The organism is Thermococcus sp. MAR1, assembly GCF_012027305.1.
In the GTDB taxonomy this organism is placed as follows: Archaea; Methanobacteriota_B; Thermococci; order Thermococcales; family Thermococcaceae; genus Thermococcus.
Genome location: NZ_SNUF01000001.1, coordinates 616,932 through 630,928 on the forward strand (window position 1 = coordinate 616,932; position 13,997 = coordinate 630,928).

Annotated in this window: 13 protein-coding genes; 2 read left to right on the forward strand and 11 right to left on the reverse strand. The window is 53.6% G+C overall.

What is annotated here, in order from left to right:
* Window positions 1–82: 82 nt before the first annotated feature.
* Genes E3E25_RS03480 through E3E25_RS03505 form a run of 6 tightly spaced genes read right to left on the reverse strand, consistent with a single transcriptional unit; the run spans window position 83 to window position 5,789 of the window.
* Window positions 83–907, reverse strand: a complete 825-nt coding sequence (locus tag E3E25_RS03480; RefSeq protein WP_167891833.1) for a hypothetical protein — start codon at window positions 905–907, stop codon at window positions 83–85.
* Window positions 908–909: 2 nt separating this feature from the next.
* A complete protein-coding gene (gene amrS / locus E3E25_RS03485; RefSeq protein WP_167892645.1) occupies window positions 910–1,956 on the reverse strand; it encodes an AmmeMemoRadiSam system radical SAM enzyme in 1,047 nt (348 codons plus the stop codon).
* Between the two features lie 24 nt (window positions 1,957–1,980).
* Entirely contained in the window at window positions 1,981–2,703 is a 723-nt protein-coding gene (locus E3E25_RS03490) for a polysaccharide deacetylase family protein (protein ID WP_167892646.1), read from the reverse strand.
* The gene (locus tag E3E25_RS03495) at window positions 2,703–3,926 is read right to left on the reverse strand and encodes a glycosyltransferase family 4 protein (RefSeq protein WP_167891834.1); all 1,224 of its coding nucleotides are present in this window, start codon (window positions 3,924–3,926) and stop codon (window positions 2,703–2,705) included. Before E3E25_RS03495 ends, E3E25_RS03490 begins: the two co-directional genes overlap by 1 nt.
* Window positions 3,902–4,783: a flippase-like domain-containing protein gene (locus tag E3E25_RS03500; RefSeq protein WP_167892647.1), complete on the reverse strand. Its 882-nt coding sequence runs from the start codon at window positions 4,781–4,783 to the stop codon at window positions 3,902–3,904. The genes E3E25_RS03495 and E3E25_RS03500 overlap by 25 nt, the downstream gene beginning before the upstream one ends.
* Window positions 4,784–4,823: 40 nt before the next feature.
* Window positions 4,824–5,789: a thiamine-phosphate kinase gene (locus E3E25_RS03505; RefSeq protein WP_167891835.1), complete on the reverse strand. Its 966-nt coding sequence runs from the start codon at window positions 5,787–5,789 to the stop codon at window positions 4,824–4,826.
* Between the two features lie 88 nt (window positions 5,790–5,877).
* Between E3E25_RS03505 and galT the strand changes: the two genes are divergently transcribed.
* On the forward strand, window positions 5,878–6,861 hold the full coding sequence (gene galT / locus E3E25_RS03510) for a galactose-1-phosphate uridylyltransferase (RefSeq protein ID WP_167892648.1): 984 nt from the start codon (window positions 5,878–5,880) through the stop codon (window positions 6,859–6,861).
* Here the strand turns inward: galT and E3E25_RS03515 are convergent.
* Both E3E25_RS03515 and E3E25_RS03520 read right to left on the reverse strand, forming a co-directional pair.
* Window positions 6,854–8,128: a TIGR00375 family protein gene (locus E3E25_RS03515; protein WP_167891836.1), complete on the reverse strand. Its 1,275-nt coding sequence runs from the start codon at window positions 8,126–8,128 to the stop codon at window positions 6,854–6,856. The genes galT and E3E25_RS03515 overlap by 8 nt on opposite strands.
* Window positions 8,129–8,137: 9 nt before the next feature.
* Window positions 8,138–9,859: a chloride channel protein gene (locus E3E25_RS03520; RefSeq protein WP_167891837.1), complete on the reverse strand. Its 1,722-nt coding sequence runs from the start codon at window positions 9,857–9,859 to the stop codon at window positions 8,138–8,140.
* Window positions 9,860–9,935: 76 nt separating this feature from the next.
* On the opposite strand from E3E25_RS03520, the gene E3E25_RS03525 reads away from it, so the two are divergent.
* Entirely contained in the window at window positions 9,936–10,403 is a 468-nt protein-coding gene (locus tag E3E25_RS03525) for a hypothetical protein (RefSeq protein WP_167892649.1), read from the forward strand.
* A gap of 17 nt (window positions 10,404–10,420) precedes the next feature.
* Here E3E25_RS03525 and E3E25_RS11565 read toward each other — a convergent pair whose 3' ends face one another.
* The 3 genes from E3E25_RS11565 to E3E25_RS03540 all read right to left on the reverse strand — a co-directional run bounded on the left by E3E25_RS11565 (window position 10,421) and on the right by E3E25_RS03540 (window position 13,959).
* Window positions 10,421–12,013: a nitrous oxide reductase family maturation protein NosD gene (locus E3E25_RS11565; RefSeq protein WP_167892650.1), complete on the reverse strand. Its 1,593-nt coding sequence runs from the start codon at window positions 12,011–12,013 to the stop codon at window positions 10,421–10,423.
* 138 nt (window positions 12,014–12,151) lie between these two features.
* Window positions 12,152–13,471, reverse strand: coding sequence for a cation:proton antiporter (locus tag E3E25_RS03535; protein ID WP_167891838.1), 1,320 nt, complete (start codon window positions 13,469–13,471; stop codon window positions 12,152–12,154).
* Window positions 13,459–13,959 carry an HPP family protein gene (locus E3E25_RS03540; protein WP_206204654.1) on the reverse strand — a complete coding sequence of 167 codons (501 nt, stop codon included), beginning with the start codon at window positions 13,957–13,959 and terminating at the stop codon, window positions 13,459–13,461. Before E3E25_RS03540 ends, E3E25_RS03535 begins: the two co-directional genes overlap by 13 nt.
* Window positions 13,960–13,997: the final 38 nt, after the last annotated feature.

Genomic DNA, 13,997 nt, shown 5'->3' on the forward strand with positions numbered 1-13,997 from the left:
TAAAAGAAGCTCGCTCATTGCCGTAAAAATGAAAGGGAGCTTAATTAAATGCCTATAGGCTTTTCGCCTTTTGCCGATAATATCAGGGGTTCAATTTGAACTCAGTATTCTTTTTCTCCATGAGTTGCCTCTTCACAGGCCTCGTCACAAGCTCATTGACAAAACCACCGAGATCCGTCAGGGTATTTTGGAGCTCATTGGCGGTCACGTCTATGATCTCAGGCTCTATGATGGAGATCGCGACGGGGGCATACTTTGCGGTGAGCTGAACCAGGGTTTCGAAGTCAGAGAGAAGTTCCGCGGCGAGAAGACCTTTGAATTTACCCCCCTCCACCTGTCCCTGGACAACGAGCTTGTTTATCCTGCACCCCTCAATGCTGAGGGCCTTTCCCATGGTGGCCTTTATGCCTTCCTCGTCCTCTCCGAAAACCTCTATCACGAAGCGGTAAAGAATGTTCCTGTCTTCAACTATCAGCTCCTCAATCTCCTCTCTGGAATAGCCTATCCTGGGCTCTGGGAGATCGTCAAGCTTGGGATACACGGCCAGACCGCCGAACTGCTTCATGAGCTTTCCCATGAAGAGGGATATCTCACCAAGGATCTTCATGAGCTCATTTGACTCAATCTCCAGTTTCCCCGGCTTGAGGACCTCTACCACTGCGGGGGAATACCTGAGGGTCAGGCGAACGATATCGGCAAGGTTCCCAGCAACTTGGGCCTCTATGACTCCGGAATACCTTAACAACTCTTCCTCAGGTTCTTCTATAACCTCTTCCACTTTCACGTACTTTATCTTGCCGCCTTTCTCCTCTCGGAGGTTCTTCGCAGTCTCCTCCAGGGCCCTTTCTAAAACTTTCTTGTCGTTCCCAACACCTTCGATGTAAAAAATAACCTCAATCGTCCCCAATTTCACCACCACATCCAGTTATATCGCTTTTTTCGATACTCCCCAACTAGGGGAATGGGTTCACCGCAGTACTCGCACTTCCCACTCTTGATGTGGTACTCCGTGATTTTGAATCCCCAGCGCACTATTAAAGGTTTGCCGCAGCCGGGGCAGTAGGTGTTTTCCCCCTCGTGTCCGGGTATGTTGCCGACGTAGACGAATTTGAGTCCCTCTTCCTTGGCAACGCGGTAGGCCATTTCGACCGTCTCAATCGGTGTTGGGGGGAGGTGGCTCATCTTATAGTGCGGGAAGAAGCGCGAGAAGTGCACCGGCGTATCTTCGCCGAGGTTCTCGACCACCCATCTGGCAAAGGTCCTTATCTCATCCTCCCCGTCGTTGAGCGTGGGTATTATGAGATACGTCAGCTCGACGTGGATCCCGAATTCTTTCTTTGCTATAACCGCTGTTCTCCTGCTCGGCTCGCCGCCAGGAACGCCGGCTATTTTCATGTAGAACTCGTCGCTGAAGGCCTTGATGTCTATGTTCATCGCGTCTATGTAGGGCGCGAGTTCTCTAAACGGCTCTTCGTTTATGTAGCCGTTGGTTATGAGGAGATTGTAAATTCCCTCCTTCTTTGCCAGCCTCGCTGTATCGAGAACGAACTCGTACCAGATAACCGGCTCGTTGTAGGTGTAGGCTATGCTCTCGCAGGAGTAACGCTTGGCCATCGCAACTATCATCTCTGGACTCATGTCGTGGAGGTAGGGAAAGCTTTCATCAGCTTGGCTTATCTCCCAGTTCTGGCAGTGCTTGCAGTGCATGTTGCAGCCGACCGTGCTTATCGAGAGTGCACATGATCCGGGCCAGAAGTGGAAGAGGGGCTTCTTCTCAACTGGGTCCGTCCCTATCGCCGAGACCTTACCGTAGTTGAACGTGTAGAGCTTTCCGTTGATATTTTTCCTCACCCTGCAGGAGCCGCGCTGGCCCTCGTTTATGATGCAGTTGAGGGGGCACAGTCTGCACCTCACCTTTCCGCCTTCTAGCGGCTCCCAGTACATAGCCTCACGCATGCTTCTCACCGCATTGTAGTAGGTTCACTCACGTTTAAGTTTTTGGTATTCATTGTAGTAATCACGCATCGTCAGGAACTTTGCGTTCCGGCTCTTGTAATAATCAATAAGCCTTCCGAGCAGCTCAATGGCCTTGTCCCCGGTGTTGAACCTGCAGTCCCACCGGATTTTTTCCCTCTGCATGGGAACGAACTCCCAGGGGTGGGCGAAGTAAACCTTGGGCTCCTTCAAGCGGGGGTGGATGAGCTTCTGTACCCTCCATGGCAGTCTTATAACGGAGCTCGTGGTAGATGCCGGAACCTCAAGAACATCTCCAAAGAACCGCACACCCTCACGATAGCCCTTGTAGGTTGCCTTGGATGAGTCAACCAGGATTCCATTTTTTGCCAGTATATCATAATAATAACTAGGAAACTGCAGGTTTGGGGCGCGGAAGGAAACAACTTCGCCGAACTCCCTCAGAACCTCTAGAGACTTGGCGATGGCCCTCTCACCTTCTGCCCTACTGAGTCTGTCCAGCCGCTCGTGGTTGTAGTTGTGGCTTCCCAGCTCGTGTCCCTCGTCTATAACCCGCTTCACGAGTTCTGGAAAGCGCCTTGCCATCTCCGCGGTGAAGAAGAACGTTGCCCTGACTTTCTTCTCGGCCATCAAATCCAGCAGCTTCGGAAGCCCTTCCTCCATGCCCCTCGTGGCCGTCAGGTACGGCGGGCAGTCGTGTTCAACGTCAAATGTTATTGAAACGAGCATCATCCCAGCCTCCTCATCAGCTTGTACAGCAGGTACAGCCTGTCAAGACTCTCCCCTATTTCCATGGTGCAGCGGTACGCCCGCATAAGCCGCCGCAGTACAACCTCCCACGAGAATTCCTTCTCGACCCTCCTCCTTGCCTCGATCCCCATGGCCACGAGCCTTTCCCTGTTCTGAAATGCTTCGGCAAGGTTGTCCGCCATTCCACCCTCACTCACGGCCAGCAGGCCGGTGATGCCGTGAAGGACCATGTCCGATAGTCCACTCTCGTTCCGGCCAATGACGGGATTCCCTGTGGCCATGGCCTCAAGCCCCACAACGGGAAAGGCCTCTAGGATGCCGGGCATGAGAACTAGGTCGGCTGCCCAGTACAGCGGGAGAAGCCTTCCTCTCTCCATGAAATCGTACAGTTCGGTTATCTCCCCTATGCCAGTCTCTCGGAGGTTCTTCTCCAGCAGGGGGCGCATCGGGCCGTCTCCTATCATTATAAGCTTAACCTTGGTTTTCGGAACCTCGCTCCGTTTGAGTGCTTCCTTCATCATTATCGGTATCCGGTGCGCCTGCTTGCGCTCGGTCATCCTTCCGAGGTACAGCACCACTATCTCGTCCCTCACCCCGAGGTTTCTCCTGGCTTTTTCCCTCTCCTCCGGCTCTGGCGGGCGCCATTTTTTAACGTCTATTCCGTTTGGAACCACAAGGACTGGACGGCCGTTGAGCTTATTCCCCAACAGATTTCTAGTATCCTCGGCGACGGGTGTGCTGACGGCGACGAAGGTGTCTATTCGTTTGAGGTGGTGTCTGATGAATGGCCCCATCAGGAAACCCAGGGAGGGCCTGCCGTAGAAGGAGTGGTTGGTGGCTACGACAGGAACGTTCCGAATTCCTCTTGATATTTTTGACACCGCCACTGCCAGGGGTGAGTATATGCTGTGAATGTGGGTTATGTCGAATCCTGTCTTCTTATAGAACTCGTTTATTCTCCATAACTGTGAAAATCCCACGCTGGAGTGGTATTTTTTGAAGTAAAGCGTCGCTGGGAACCTAACGACAGGATAAGGGAAGCTGTCAACGTAGGGTTTCATGTACCTGTAGTCGTGGGTTAGGACGTAGGGCTCGTGCCCCATAAGAAGAAGATTGCGGGCCAGTTCATCGATGTGGGACTCTATTCCCCCTATCTTCGGGTAGAACCAGTCGCTTGCTATTGCGATCTTAAGGCTTTCCATATCTCGACCCCTCCGGACGTCAGGAGAACCGCTAGCCCCACTAGACTGCTGGCGACGTACGAGACAAAGCGCTCCAAGAGGGTTATCGAAACCGCGAGCGCCATTGGGATGCCGAAGTACGTGAGTGTTCCAACGAGGCCCCCCTCGATTATTCCCACACCTCCGGGGGTGAAGGCGATGAGGCCAAACAGCAGGTTGGCTATTGAGATAACCGCTATGAAGCTCCACGCCAGGTTGAGGCCAAAGGCGAGGGCTATGAGTTTCAATCTGACGACATCGAGGAGCCACACGGTGGAGCTGAGCAGCACCGCAGCCATGTTGAGGCTGTGCATGCTCCGGAGTGCAGTTATCTTTCGCATCTCTTCATCCGTCACGGGGGTTCGGAAAAGCCTGAGTGAGAGCCTCACGAAGGCATCCCACTTAATCCATACCAGGATCACGCCGGCTATACCGAGGATTATGAACGGGAGGGGTTCCCCGGATGAGAAGTACATCATACCAACTAAGAACAGGGCGAATATGGGGATGGTTTCCAGTATGCGCTCGTAGACTATGCTGACCGCGGAAACTCCCGTGGGTATGTTCGCCCTTTTAGAAACCCATGCCATTCTGAGCAGTTCTCCCCCGCTCCTGCTCATTGGAGTGACGTTGTTCATGAAAATCGAAGCTAGGATAGCCTTGATGAGCTCATGCAGGGGTGCGTCTCTACCGACGCCCCTCAGAACGAGCTTCCAGCGGATGCCGTAGAGAACGACGCTCACGTAGTACGTGAGAAAGGCTAAGATGAGGTACTTGAGGGACGCGCTAACGACCACTGAAAAATACTGCTGCGCCGACGTTGCGATACTCTCCAGCATAGTCATGACCTACCTTAAATCGGCCCAGGATTTTAAAACGTTATCGGAACATCTCTCTATACGTCCCTTTTGCTCCCTGGGCAAGGTGTTCCCAGCCTAGAACGGGCATCTTCTGTCTTTTTCCGTCGATGGTAATGTACACACCGTCCCCCCTCTCGACCCGTCCTATCACGGTGAACTCCATCTGGAGATCATCTACCCTTCCCTCGGGTACTGTGAAAACGAGTTCGAACTCCTCCCCGCTCGCGAGGGCAATTTCAATTGGATCCAGCCCAAGGGCCTCGGCCACTTCCCTGACCTCCCCCCCGATCGGCAGCTTTCGGGCATCGATCTCTATCCTCACACCGCTCATCCCGGCCAGTAGGTGCAGTTCTTTACTCAGGCCGTCGCTTATGTCTATTGCTCCGTTTGCAATCCTGCTCAGTTCGATTCCCTCGCGAACCCTTGCCCGGGGTTCAAGAAGCTTTTCATAGAGCGCTTTTTTTGTGGAAGGGGGAACGTTGAGCCCGTGCTTCCAGACGAGAAGGCCCGCCAGAGCCCTGCCGATGTCGCCGGTCACGCAGACCAGGTCACCCGGCTTTGCCCCGCTCCTCGTGAGGAGTCTCTTCGTCCTTCCAAGGGCGATTCCGTCTATTATCAAATCGTCCGCTTCGTTCGTGTCGGCGCTGAGAACTGGGACTTCATAAAACTCAAGGGCCTTTCCTATCCCCTCCGCAATGCCCTCGAGATAGTCCATCTCAATATCCCGCGGAACACCCAATGAGAAGAGAAATCCCAGGGGTTTCGCTCCCATGGCAGCAACGTCGCTCACGTTCATGGTGACTATCTTGAAGCCTACCTGCTCGGGCGTCATTATATCCGGCACGTCCGTTTTTCTCACCAGCATGTCGTTGGTTGCTACCAGCCATTCGTCGCCGAGCTTGATTGCCCCGGCGTCGTCACCCAGAGATAAATCGCCCTGAATTCCGAGGTGCCTCGTAAAGAGCTCGATTATCTCCCTCTCCACCTTTATCCCTCACTCCCAGTTGGGCCATTGGATTTAAAGCCTTCGCCAAGCTTTTATGCTCTTCCGCAAATCCAAGTTAGTGATGGAGATGAGGGAGCTGAGGTACAATCCCCTGACCGGTCAGTGGGTCATGGTCTCCGCGGTGAGGAGGAAACGCCCGTGGCGACCGAAGAACTTCTGCCCCTTCTGTCCCGGGAGCGAGGAGACCGGCTACGGCTGGGAGGTTCTCCTACTTCCGAACAGGTTCCCCATGCTGTCCTTCGATGCCCCCAGGACCGAGCGAGGTGGGTTTTACAGGAAGGCACGGGCTCTCGGCCAGTGCAGCGTGATAGTTGAAACGCCTGAGCACGACGTCAAAGACCTCGACGGGCTTTCCCTCGACGCTATGGCCCGGGTTGTTGAATTATGGAAAAATATAACCGCAGAACTGAAGAAAAATCCTGGAATTGCCTACGTCTCAATCTTTAGAAACAAGGGCGAGGAGATAGGTGTTAGCCTGACCCATCCCCACGGCCAGCTCTACGCGATGCCGTTTATACCCCTCAAGGTTCGCCTCAAAATCGGGAACTCGAGGGGATACTTCAAACGCACCGGCGAGTGCCTCTTCTGCAGGATTCTAAGAGAAGAGATGGAGGGTGAGAGGGCAATCTACGAGAACAGAAGCTTTGCAGTCTTTTTACCCTTCTTCGCGAACTGGCCCTTTGAGATCCATATCTATCCTAAAAGGCACGTTCAGTGGCTCACCCAGTTGGCGGAGGAAGAGCTCATGGATTTGGCCGACGCTCTCAGAACTGCGACAGGAACCCTCAACACTGTCCTGGAGAGGGACATGCCGTACACTATGATGGTCTACCAGGCACCGTTCAAGGGGAGTTACGATTTCTACCACCTCCACATCGAGTTCTACCCAATCCTGAGGGACAACGGGAAAATCAAGTACGCCGCAGGGATAGAGATGGGAACCTGGGATTTCACCTACGATGGAGTTCCAGAGGAGAATGCGGAGAAGCTTAGAAAAGCGTGCAGAAAGGTGATAAAAAGAACCGGCTCGAGGGGAAGGTGCTTTACTTAGCCTTCCAGCTTTCCCCGAGGAACTTCATGAGGCTCGTCTGCCTCGGCCGGTATTCCTCCTTTGGAACCTCAACCTCAAGGGCTTCGAGGTCTTCTATTCCGGCCTTTCTTATCTCCTCTGGCAATCTTATCTCGCCGTATTTTCCTCCGCCTCCCGGGATTACTATCAGCTTGCCCTCCCTGTAGGCCCATACCGCCTTTGCGACCTCCTCGTGAACCTCCGCCAGGCTCTCAAGGGGGACATCGACGAGAACCCTTATCTCGCTCCCGAACTCCTTCAAAAAGCGCTCCCAGATTACGCGCACTGCCTTCGTCTCAACCCCTTTCCCTATCACCATCGCGATTATCTCAGCGAGCGGAGCCAAGTGAAGGTAGGGCGGCCTGTCCTTTGGCCTCTCATCGGTGTCTGCCAGCTCAAGAATTCTGTCGTGAACGCCCTTCTTTATCCTGCCCCCGCATTTTGGGCACTTCCACCTAAAAGCTCTGGCCTCCTCCAGCGAATATTTCGTATAACAGCGGGAGCATGCGGTAAGGTGGTACTTACCAAGACGGGGGTCAAGGCCGGCGTTGAGGACGATTTTTCTCCCCCCGCGCTTCAAAATGGCCTTCCGTATCTCCTCGAAGGTGACCTCTTTAACCTCAAAGCGGTTGAACTCCCTCCCGAGGCGGTGGGGCATCGGTGAGTGAGCGTCGCTGTTGCTGAGGTAAGTCAGCGGGTGGTGGGCTTTTATCCTATCGGCCATCTCGCTGTCTGCAGAGAGGCCCAGCTCAAGAAAATGAATTTTAGCGTTTCCATAGGCCTCCTTCAGGCTGTCGTACTCCTTGTAGAGGCTCGTCCACGGGGTAAAAGCGTGTGCGGGCCCGAGTAGAATTCCCAACTCGTTCGCCATCTCGGCTATCTCCGCCGCGGAAAGGCCAACCCTCGGTCTCCCCTCGGTCTCTATGTCGCCAGAGTACTTTTTCAGCTCCTCCCTCATCTCCCGGACGGCCGAGATGCTTGGAAAGATAAGGACGTGGTGAACGCGCCGGTTATCCTCAACCTCGGCTGTGAGGATGAAGCGAATCCCTTTCCTCTCGTAGGTCCCCTCGTCCACCTTTTCGGTGTACTTCAGCAGCTCCCCTTCCCACTTAGGGTTGAGTATATCACCGGTTCCGACTACGCCGAGGCCCTTGAACCTGGCGTTCTCGGCGAGATTTGGGATGGTCATGGCTTTCGAGACAGCCTTGGAGTAGCGCGAGTGTATGTGAAGGTCGGCATCAACCTGCATGAAACCACCTCAGTCTATGTACATTCCCTCCAGGCCGCGGTAGTAGGCGCGGTATATGTCCCTTTTGGTCACTACCCCGATGAGTTTTGGCTCTTCCTCTGAACGGACCACGGGAAGCAAGTTCAGGTCGTACTCCATAAGCTTTTCAAAGGCATCTTCTGCTGTTTCCGTTGGGTACGTGACGGTAAATGGCCTTGATTCCAGGAACCTCTCGACCCGGATTCTCTTCAGCGAAGTTGGCTTTTTCAGGATGTCCTTTATTCCCACAACTCCGACTACGTTCATATCGTCATCGACAACGGGAAAGCAGTCGTGGGCAGTCTCGCTTATCAGATGCTCAACATCGAGAAGCGTCGCGTCTTTGTGGACGTAAACCGGCTCCCTCGTCATTATCTCTCCGACGGAGATAGTCTCGAGTATGACCGGTTTGCCCGTCGTTACATGGTAGCCCTTCCTGATGAGCTTGAGGGTGTAGATGGACTCCCCCTTGAGGAAGAACCTGGCCGTTAGGAAGCCTATGGTCGCGGAGGTCATCACCGCGGGTAGAACGGCGTAGCTCCTCGTCAGCTCCGTGACCATGAGTATCTGGGTTAGCGGTGCCTGCGTCATGCCGCTGAAAAAGGCCGCCATTCCGGCCAGGGCGTAGACTGCTGGGTTCGAGCCGAGATCGGGGAAGAGGAACCTCACAACCTGTCCAAAGGCAGCTCCGAACATGGTTCCAATGTATAGGCTCGGGGCGAAGACGCCGCCGCTCTGGCCTGAGCCAAGCGTCAGGGCGGTGGCCAGCATCTTGACCAGCCCTAGAGTCACGAGCAGTCCAATCGCCAGCTCGCCGTAAAACGCCATCCTCATGCCCTCGTAGCCTATTCCGAATATGCCATAAGCTGGAAACAGCATTCCAAGAACGCCGACTCCGAAGCCGCCCATCGCGGGTTTTATGACTTCGGGCACGTTGGCCTTCGAGAACCCGTCAACTACACGGTAGAGGAACCGCGCGTAGAATGCCGCCAGGAGGCCGAGGCTTAACCCAAGGAGAAAGAACAGGGGGAGCTCCGGTAGTGTGTGCCCGATACCACCGGGTATCTCTATCTCGACTGCCCTGTTCAGCACTGCCAGCGTCAGGGCATTGCCCGTAACCGCGGCTATGAATATGGGTACCAGGTTTATGGAAAACGCGCCCATGTAAACGACCTCAAGGGCGAACATCGCCCCCGCGAGTGGGGTGTTGAAGGTGCCGGCTATACCTGCCGCCAGACCGCAGGTGACCAGGAGCTTTTTCATCTCCCTCGATAAGTTGAACCAACGTGCCAGAATGGAGGTCAGGGAAGCCCCGATGAATCCTATCGGTCCCTCACGTCCCACGCTGCCGCCGGAGCCTATGGTTATCGCCGTGGCTATCGTTTTCAGAACCGCGAACTTTCCGGGGATGTTGCCGCCCTTGAATATGACGGCCTCTATGACCTCCGGGATGCCGTTCCCCTTAATCTCGGGACACTTGATGACAAAGAGTGTGACCACCAACGCGCCGAGCGTTGGCAGGAGTATGTAACCGAGATTAAAGCTTCCCACCTCGTAGGAAACCCGGGGGAGAAGCCACTCGAAGAAAAACCTGTGAACCACTCCTATGAATACCCTAAAGACTATCGCCCCCAAACCACCAACTAGGCCGGCCAGGATTGAAAAGGCGATGACAATTCCCCACTTTCTGAGGTACTGCCTTTTTGACACCATCAACCTTGAATGGGTGTGGCCAATAAAAAGCTTAAGCCTTTTATAGTCCTAGCTGAAACCAGTTTCGGTGGAAACTATGAAGGTTGAAGGATTCGTTGCTTCCCTTAGAAACGCCGAGACAATCGGCGGGCTGTTTAAGATACTCGCGGAGAAAGGGCCAATCGTCGAGCTCGACGGGAAGAGGTTTCTCATCGTCGTTGAGGGTGACTTCGAGGGCAGAAAGTTCTGGACCGAGATAAACGGCGAGAAGGCCAACCAAGCTTTGGGTGATGCGATGCTCAACTCCTCAAGCTTCCCATTCAAGTGCAGGAAGCCCTACACCGGCGGAAACGTCATCTTCGTGGAGTTCGATGACATTGAGGTCGAAGAGTTCCTCATTGCGTACCGCGACCCCGAATACGGCATCTTCTACCGTGTCAGGAACGGAGGGGCTGAGGAGATAACAAAGGAAGAATACGAGAAACTGCTTCCCGAGATGCCCGAGTTCAAAATAAAGTCCATGAGCGAGGAGGAAATGAGCGCCATGGGGGCGTTCTTCGGCTGAGACTTACCTTCCATTTTCTATCTCTTCCCTTTAAGTTTCCTCAGGATGAACGGGATTAGGGCTAACCCCAACAGCAGGGCGGGACCGCATATGGTCGCCTTCTCCCCACCGGTACCTGAGGCTGTGCCTTCTCTTCCTTCCGAAGTCGTCGTAGGGGTGGTTGTTGACGAAGTGGGCTTTGACGGTGTTGTGGTCGAGGAACTAACGGTGCTGGTGGAGGAGGTGGCGATAGATGAGGCCGTGGACGAAGGAGAAACCGTTGATGTCGTTGATGTGGTCGTGACGGGAGTGCAGGACGCGTTTTCGGAGACCGGCACGAGAGGCAGATAGTCTCCACCGTGCAGAATGTTCCCGCCGGCGGTATATGGCAACATGGTGTTCCCAAAGCCATCCCCGTCAGTATCCCTTCCGGAGTAGTCGCTCCAGTAGTTTCCCCCGAGACACGGGCCGCCGACTATGTTTGTGCCAGCTGTTTTTTCAATGTTCCACCTGTTTTCCCCATTGTCTTGGGCGTTCTTAGTGTTGTTCAGGTAGTTGTCGTAGATTAGGTTGTCGTTGGAATTGAAAAGGAACACTCCGTATCTGTTGGAGCCCACGTTATTGTGAGCAATGATGTTTCTGTTTGAGGAGTCGATAGATATTCCCGCATCCTTGTTAGCCCTTATTGTGTTGCTGGCCACCGTGTTGGAGCCACTGGATTTCCAGAGGGAGACTCCGCGGAAACGGTTTTCGAGTATTGTGTTGCCGGATATTACATTCTGGGACGCTGAGTGGAGGACAATTCCATCCTGCCTGTTCAGCGCTACATAGTTGTCGGTTACGATGTTTTGCCTGCTTGAGTAGAGGTTAATCCCGTGATATCCGTTTGAGATTACGTTGTTTTTTGTTATCGTGTTTCCCCCGGCCTCCTGCAGGAAGATACCTTCATGAATGTTTCTCCCTATATAGTTCATGGATACTGTGTTGTTGTTTGAATACGTTACAGTGATTCCCCTGTTGGTGTTTGAGCTTGCGTTGTTATCCAGTACCAGGTTTGAATTGCTGGAGGCGCTGAGGGAAATCCCCTCGGTATTAAAGCTCACGCTGTTATCTGAAATCGTGTTGTCGCTTGAATTGTGAAGGAATATCCCCGGACAGTAATTAGAATCCACGGCATTTCCAGTTATCGTGATGTTGCGGGATTGAGACAGAAAAATACCGAATCCGAAGTTTTTTGTGATCATGCTGTCTTCTATGAGCCCTCCAATGACATTCTCATAACGTATTCCATGGAACCACTCTTTAACTGTTAGATTCCGGACCGTAACGTTTGTGAGGGTTGTTGAGCCTTTGACATATATCCCGATAGTGTGGTAGTTCCCCAGACCTTCGATAGTGTGCCCCGCTCCATCAAGGACAACGTTGCTGACGGTTATCATAATGCACATCATACTTTCGCTGGCATTTATGTCTCTGGTGAGTATGTAATATCCCGACTGGTTTATGAGTGCACACGAGCTTATGTTAACGGGCTGAGAAGGGGCGTTTGAGATGTTAGCCCTAGACAGGTTTGGTAAAATAATCAAAATTATTGCGATGAATAGCAAAGTTATTCTTGCTATTTTTCCCATACATCATCACCGTTACTTTTTGATATGCAGGCTAGGCGTATAAATATTTCCAGGACTGTTGTGTTTCACCAGGTTGAAAATTGACCTGGGGCTATAACCACGTTAAAATAGACTCTGAAGGAAAATAAAACGAAGGTTTCAATGGGAGCCCTTTATTTCCCTTATCTTCTCTTTGGTTGCCTGGATTCTCTCCACCTTTGCACTGGCCTTCTGTGCCCTCGTTGTCTCTATCTCTTCCTTAAACGCCCACTTGAGGAGTGGCGGCGTTATCAGCACCGAGACCGTTATGAATATCAGGGTCGCCGCTATGAACTCCGGAGCGTGCTCGGGGCTTATCGCTCCCCCGTGTATCGCCACCATCAGGTCAACGAGCGCGACCTCTGTCCTCGGAACCGAACCAATGCCCATCTGGAGCGACATCCAGAAGTTCTTCTTGGTGAAGAGGAAAGCCCTTCCGCGTCCCCAAGCGGTTATCCACGCTCCCAGTCCCCTTCCGAAGACCTTTCCGAAGACAGCAACGGTAGTGAGGACCGCGGCAAGGATAAGGGCGTTGGCGTTCTCGAAGACCGTAAGGTTGAGCATCGCTCCCGTGTGGACAAAGAAGAACGGTATCAGCAGGCCGTAGCCGATGGCCTTCACGTCCTCCATGAGGCGCTTTCCTTCTGGCAGTTTTGAGAGGACGAGGCCCATCATGAACGCACCCTCTATTGCAGCCGCGAACCAGCCTTCAGCTAAAGCCGCGAAGAGGAACATCATCCCGAGAACCACTCCGAGGATTCCCTTCTCCACGTGAAGCCTCTCGGCGAATTTTATGTAATAATCGACGAGGAACCACCAGATGACCCCGGTGAGAATGAAGAACGCCACGATTTTAACCGAGAGCTCCAGAAGGCCGCCGCTTCCGACGGCAAAGATGACGAGGGCTATGCCCAGAAAATCGTCCATGACGCTCGCGCTCAGGGAGGCAGCACCAACCTCACTCTTGAGAACGCCCAGATCCATCATCACCCTGACGGTCAGGCCGATGCTCGTCGCGGTCAGCAGGACACCACCGGCAAAGGCTTCTCTGCTCGGGTAACCCATCTCCATGAGGGCGAACCAGCCGAGGACGAGGGGAACAAAGACACCGAGAACCGTCGAGACCGTTGCGGTAACTCCCGTCTTCTTGAGCTGTTCAAGGTCTGCATCGAGGGCACCGAGAAACAGGAGGAATATTATACCCAGCTTGGCGAGGAAGTTGGCCACCACGGTCATGTCCGTGGCAAACCCCTCGCCGCTGACTATCGGCAGGTACTGGGGCGCAACGATACCGAAGTAAACCAGGTTTCCGAGTATCATTCCCATCAGCAGCTCTCCGAGGACTCCCGGGAGCTCGTAGCGTTCGATGATGCTGTCCCCTATCTTCGCGAGGATGAGCGAAATTCCAAGGGCGAAGAGCAGCCATGTCACGCTTTCCATTGGGCACCACCTACCCGGAGCAGTCTCAGGAGTTCGTCTATCAGTATGCGCAGACTCACCTCTCCCACCAGCCTGCCGTCCTTTACGACCGCCAGCACCTGAATCCGGTATTTACGCATCTTTGTGAGAGCATCAAGGACTGTGGCGTCTTCCTCCACCGTCAGCACGTGCCTCTCCGCAACGTCCTCCGCCCTTGTGGCCCCGCCGAGCATCGATTTCATGGTTTTGCTCGTCATTCCCAGCTTGAACCTGTGAGCTTCAGGCGGCAGAAGGACGTCTATGACGTCTATGTAGCGGATAACCCCTACCAGTTTCATGCTCTCCCTGCTCTCTACCACCCAAACGTGGTGTCTGGTTCTGAGTATCTTGAGGACGCTGAGGATGTCAGAATCGGCCGTTACCACAGGCATCGTTTCGAATCTCGGCATTATGTCGGCCAGTTTAAGTGAGTGGAATCTCTCAAGGGCGGACTCGACTTCCACGGCCATCACCAATTCTGACTGATGAAAAAAGTTCTATTTAAGGC

Bases quoted from the DNA above. Each gene is read 5' to 3' on its own strand.
- amrS (WP_167892645.1), bottom strand. From the start codon at position 1,956: ATGCGTGAGGCTATGTACTGGGAGCCGCTAGAAGGCGGAAAGGTGAGG.
- E3E25_RS03490 (WP_167892646.1), bottom strand. From the start codon at position 2,703: ATGCTCGTTTCAATAACATTTGACGTTGAACACGACTGCCCGCCGTAC.
- E3E25_RS03495 (WP_167891834.1), bottom strand. From the start codon at position 3,926: ATGGAAAGCCTTAAGATCGCAATAGCAAGCGACTGGTTCTACCCGAAG.
- E3E25_RS03500 (WP_167892647.1), bottom strand. From the start codon at position 4,783: ATGCTGGAGAGTATCGCAACGTCGGCGCAGCAGTATTTTTCAGTGGTC.
- galT (WP_167892648.1), top strand. From the start codon at position 5,878: ATGAGGGAGCTGAGGTACAATCCCCTGACCGGTCAGTGGGTCATGGTC.
- E3E25_RS03515 (WP_167891836.1), bottom strand. From the start codon at position 8,128: ATGCAGGTTGATGCCGACCTTCACATACACTCGCGCTACTCCAAGGCT.
- E3E25_RS03520 (WP_167891837.1), bottom strand. From the start codon at position 9,859: ATGGTGTCAAAAAGGCAGTACCTCAGAAAGTGGGGAATTGTCATCGCC.
- E3E25_RS03525 (WP_167892649.1), top strand. From the start codon at position 9,936: ATGAAGGTTGAAGGATTCGTTGCTTCCCTTAGAAACGCCGAGACAATC.
- E3E25_RS11565 (WP_167892650.1), bottom strand. From the start codon at position 12,013: ATGGGAAAAATAGCAAGAATAACTTTGCTATTCATCGCAATAATTTTG.
- E3E25_RS03535 (WP_167891838.1), bottom strand. From the start codon at position 13,471: ATGGAAAGCGTGACATGGCTGCTCTTCGCCCTTGGAATTTCGCTCATC.
- E3E25_RS03540 (WP_206204654.1), bottom strand. From the start codon at position 13,959: ATGGCCGTGGAAGTCGAGTCCGCCCTTGAGAGATTCCACTCACTTAAA.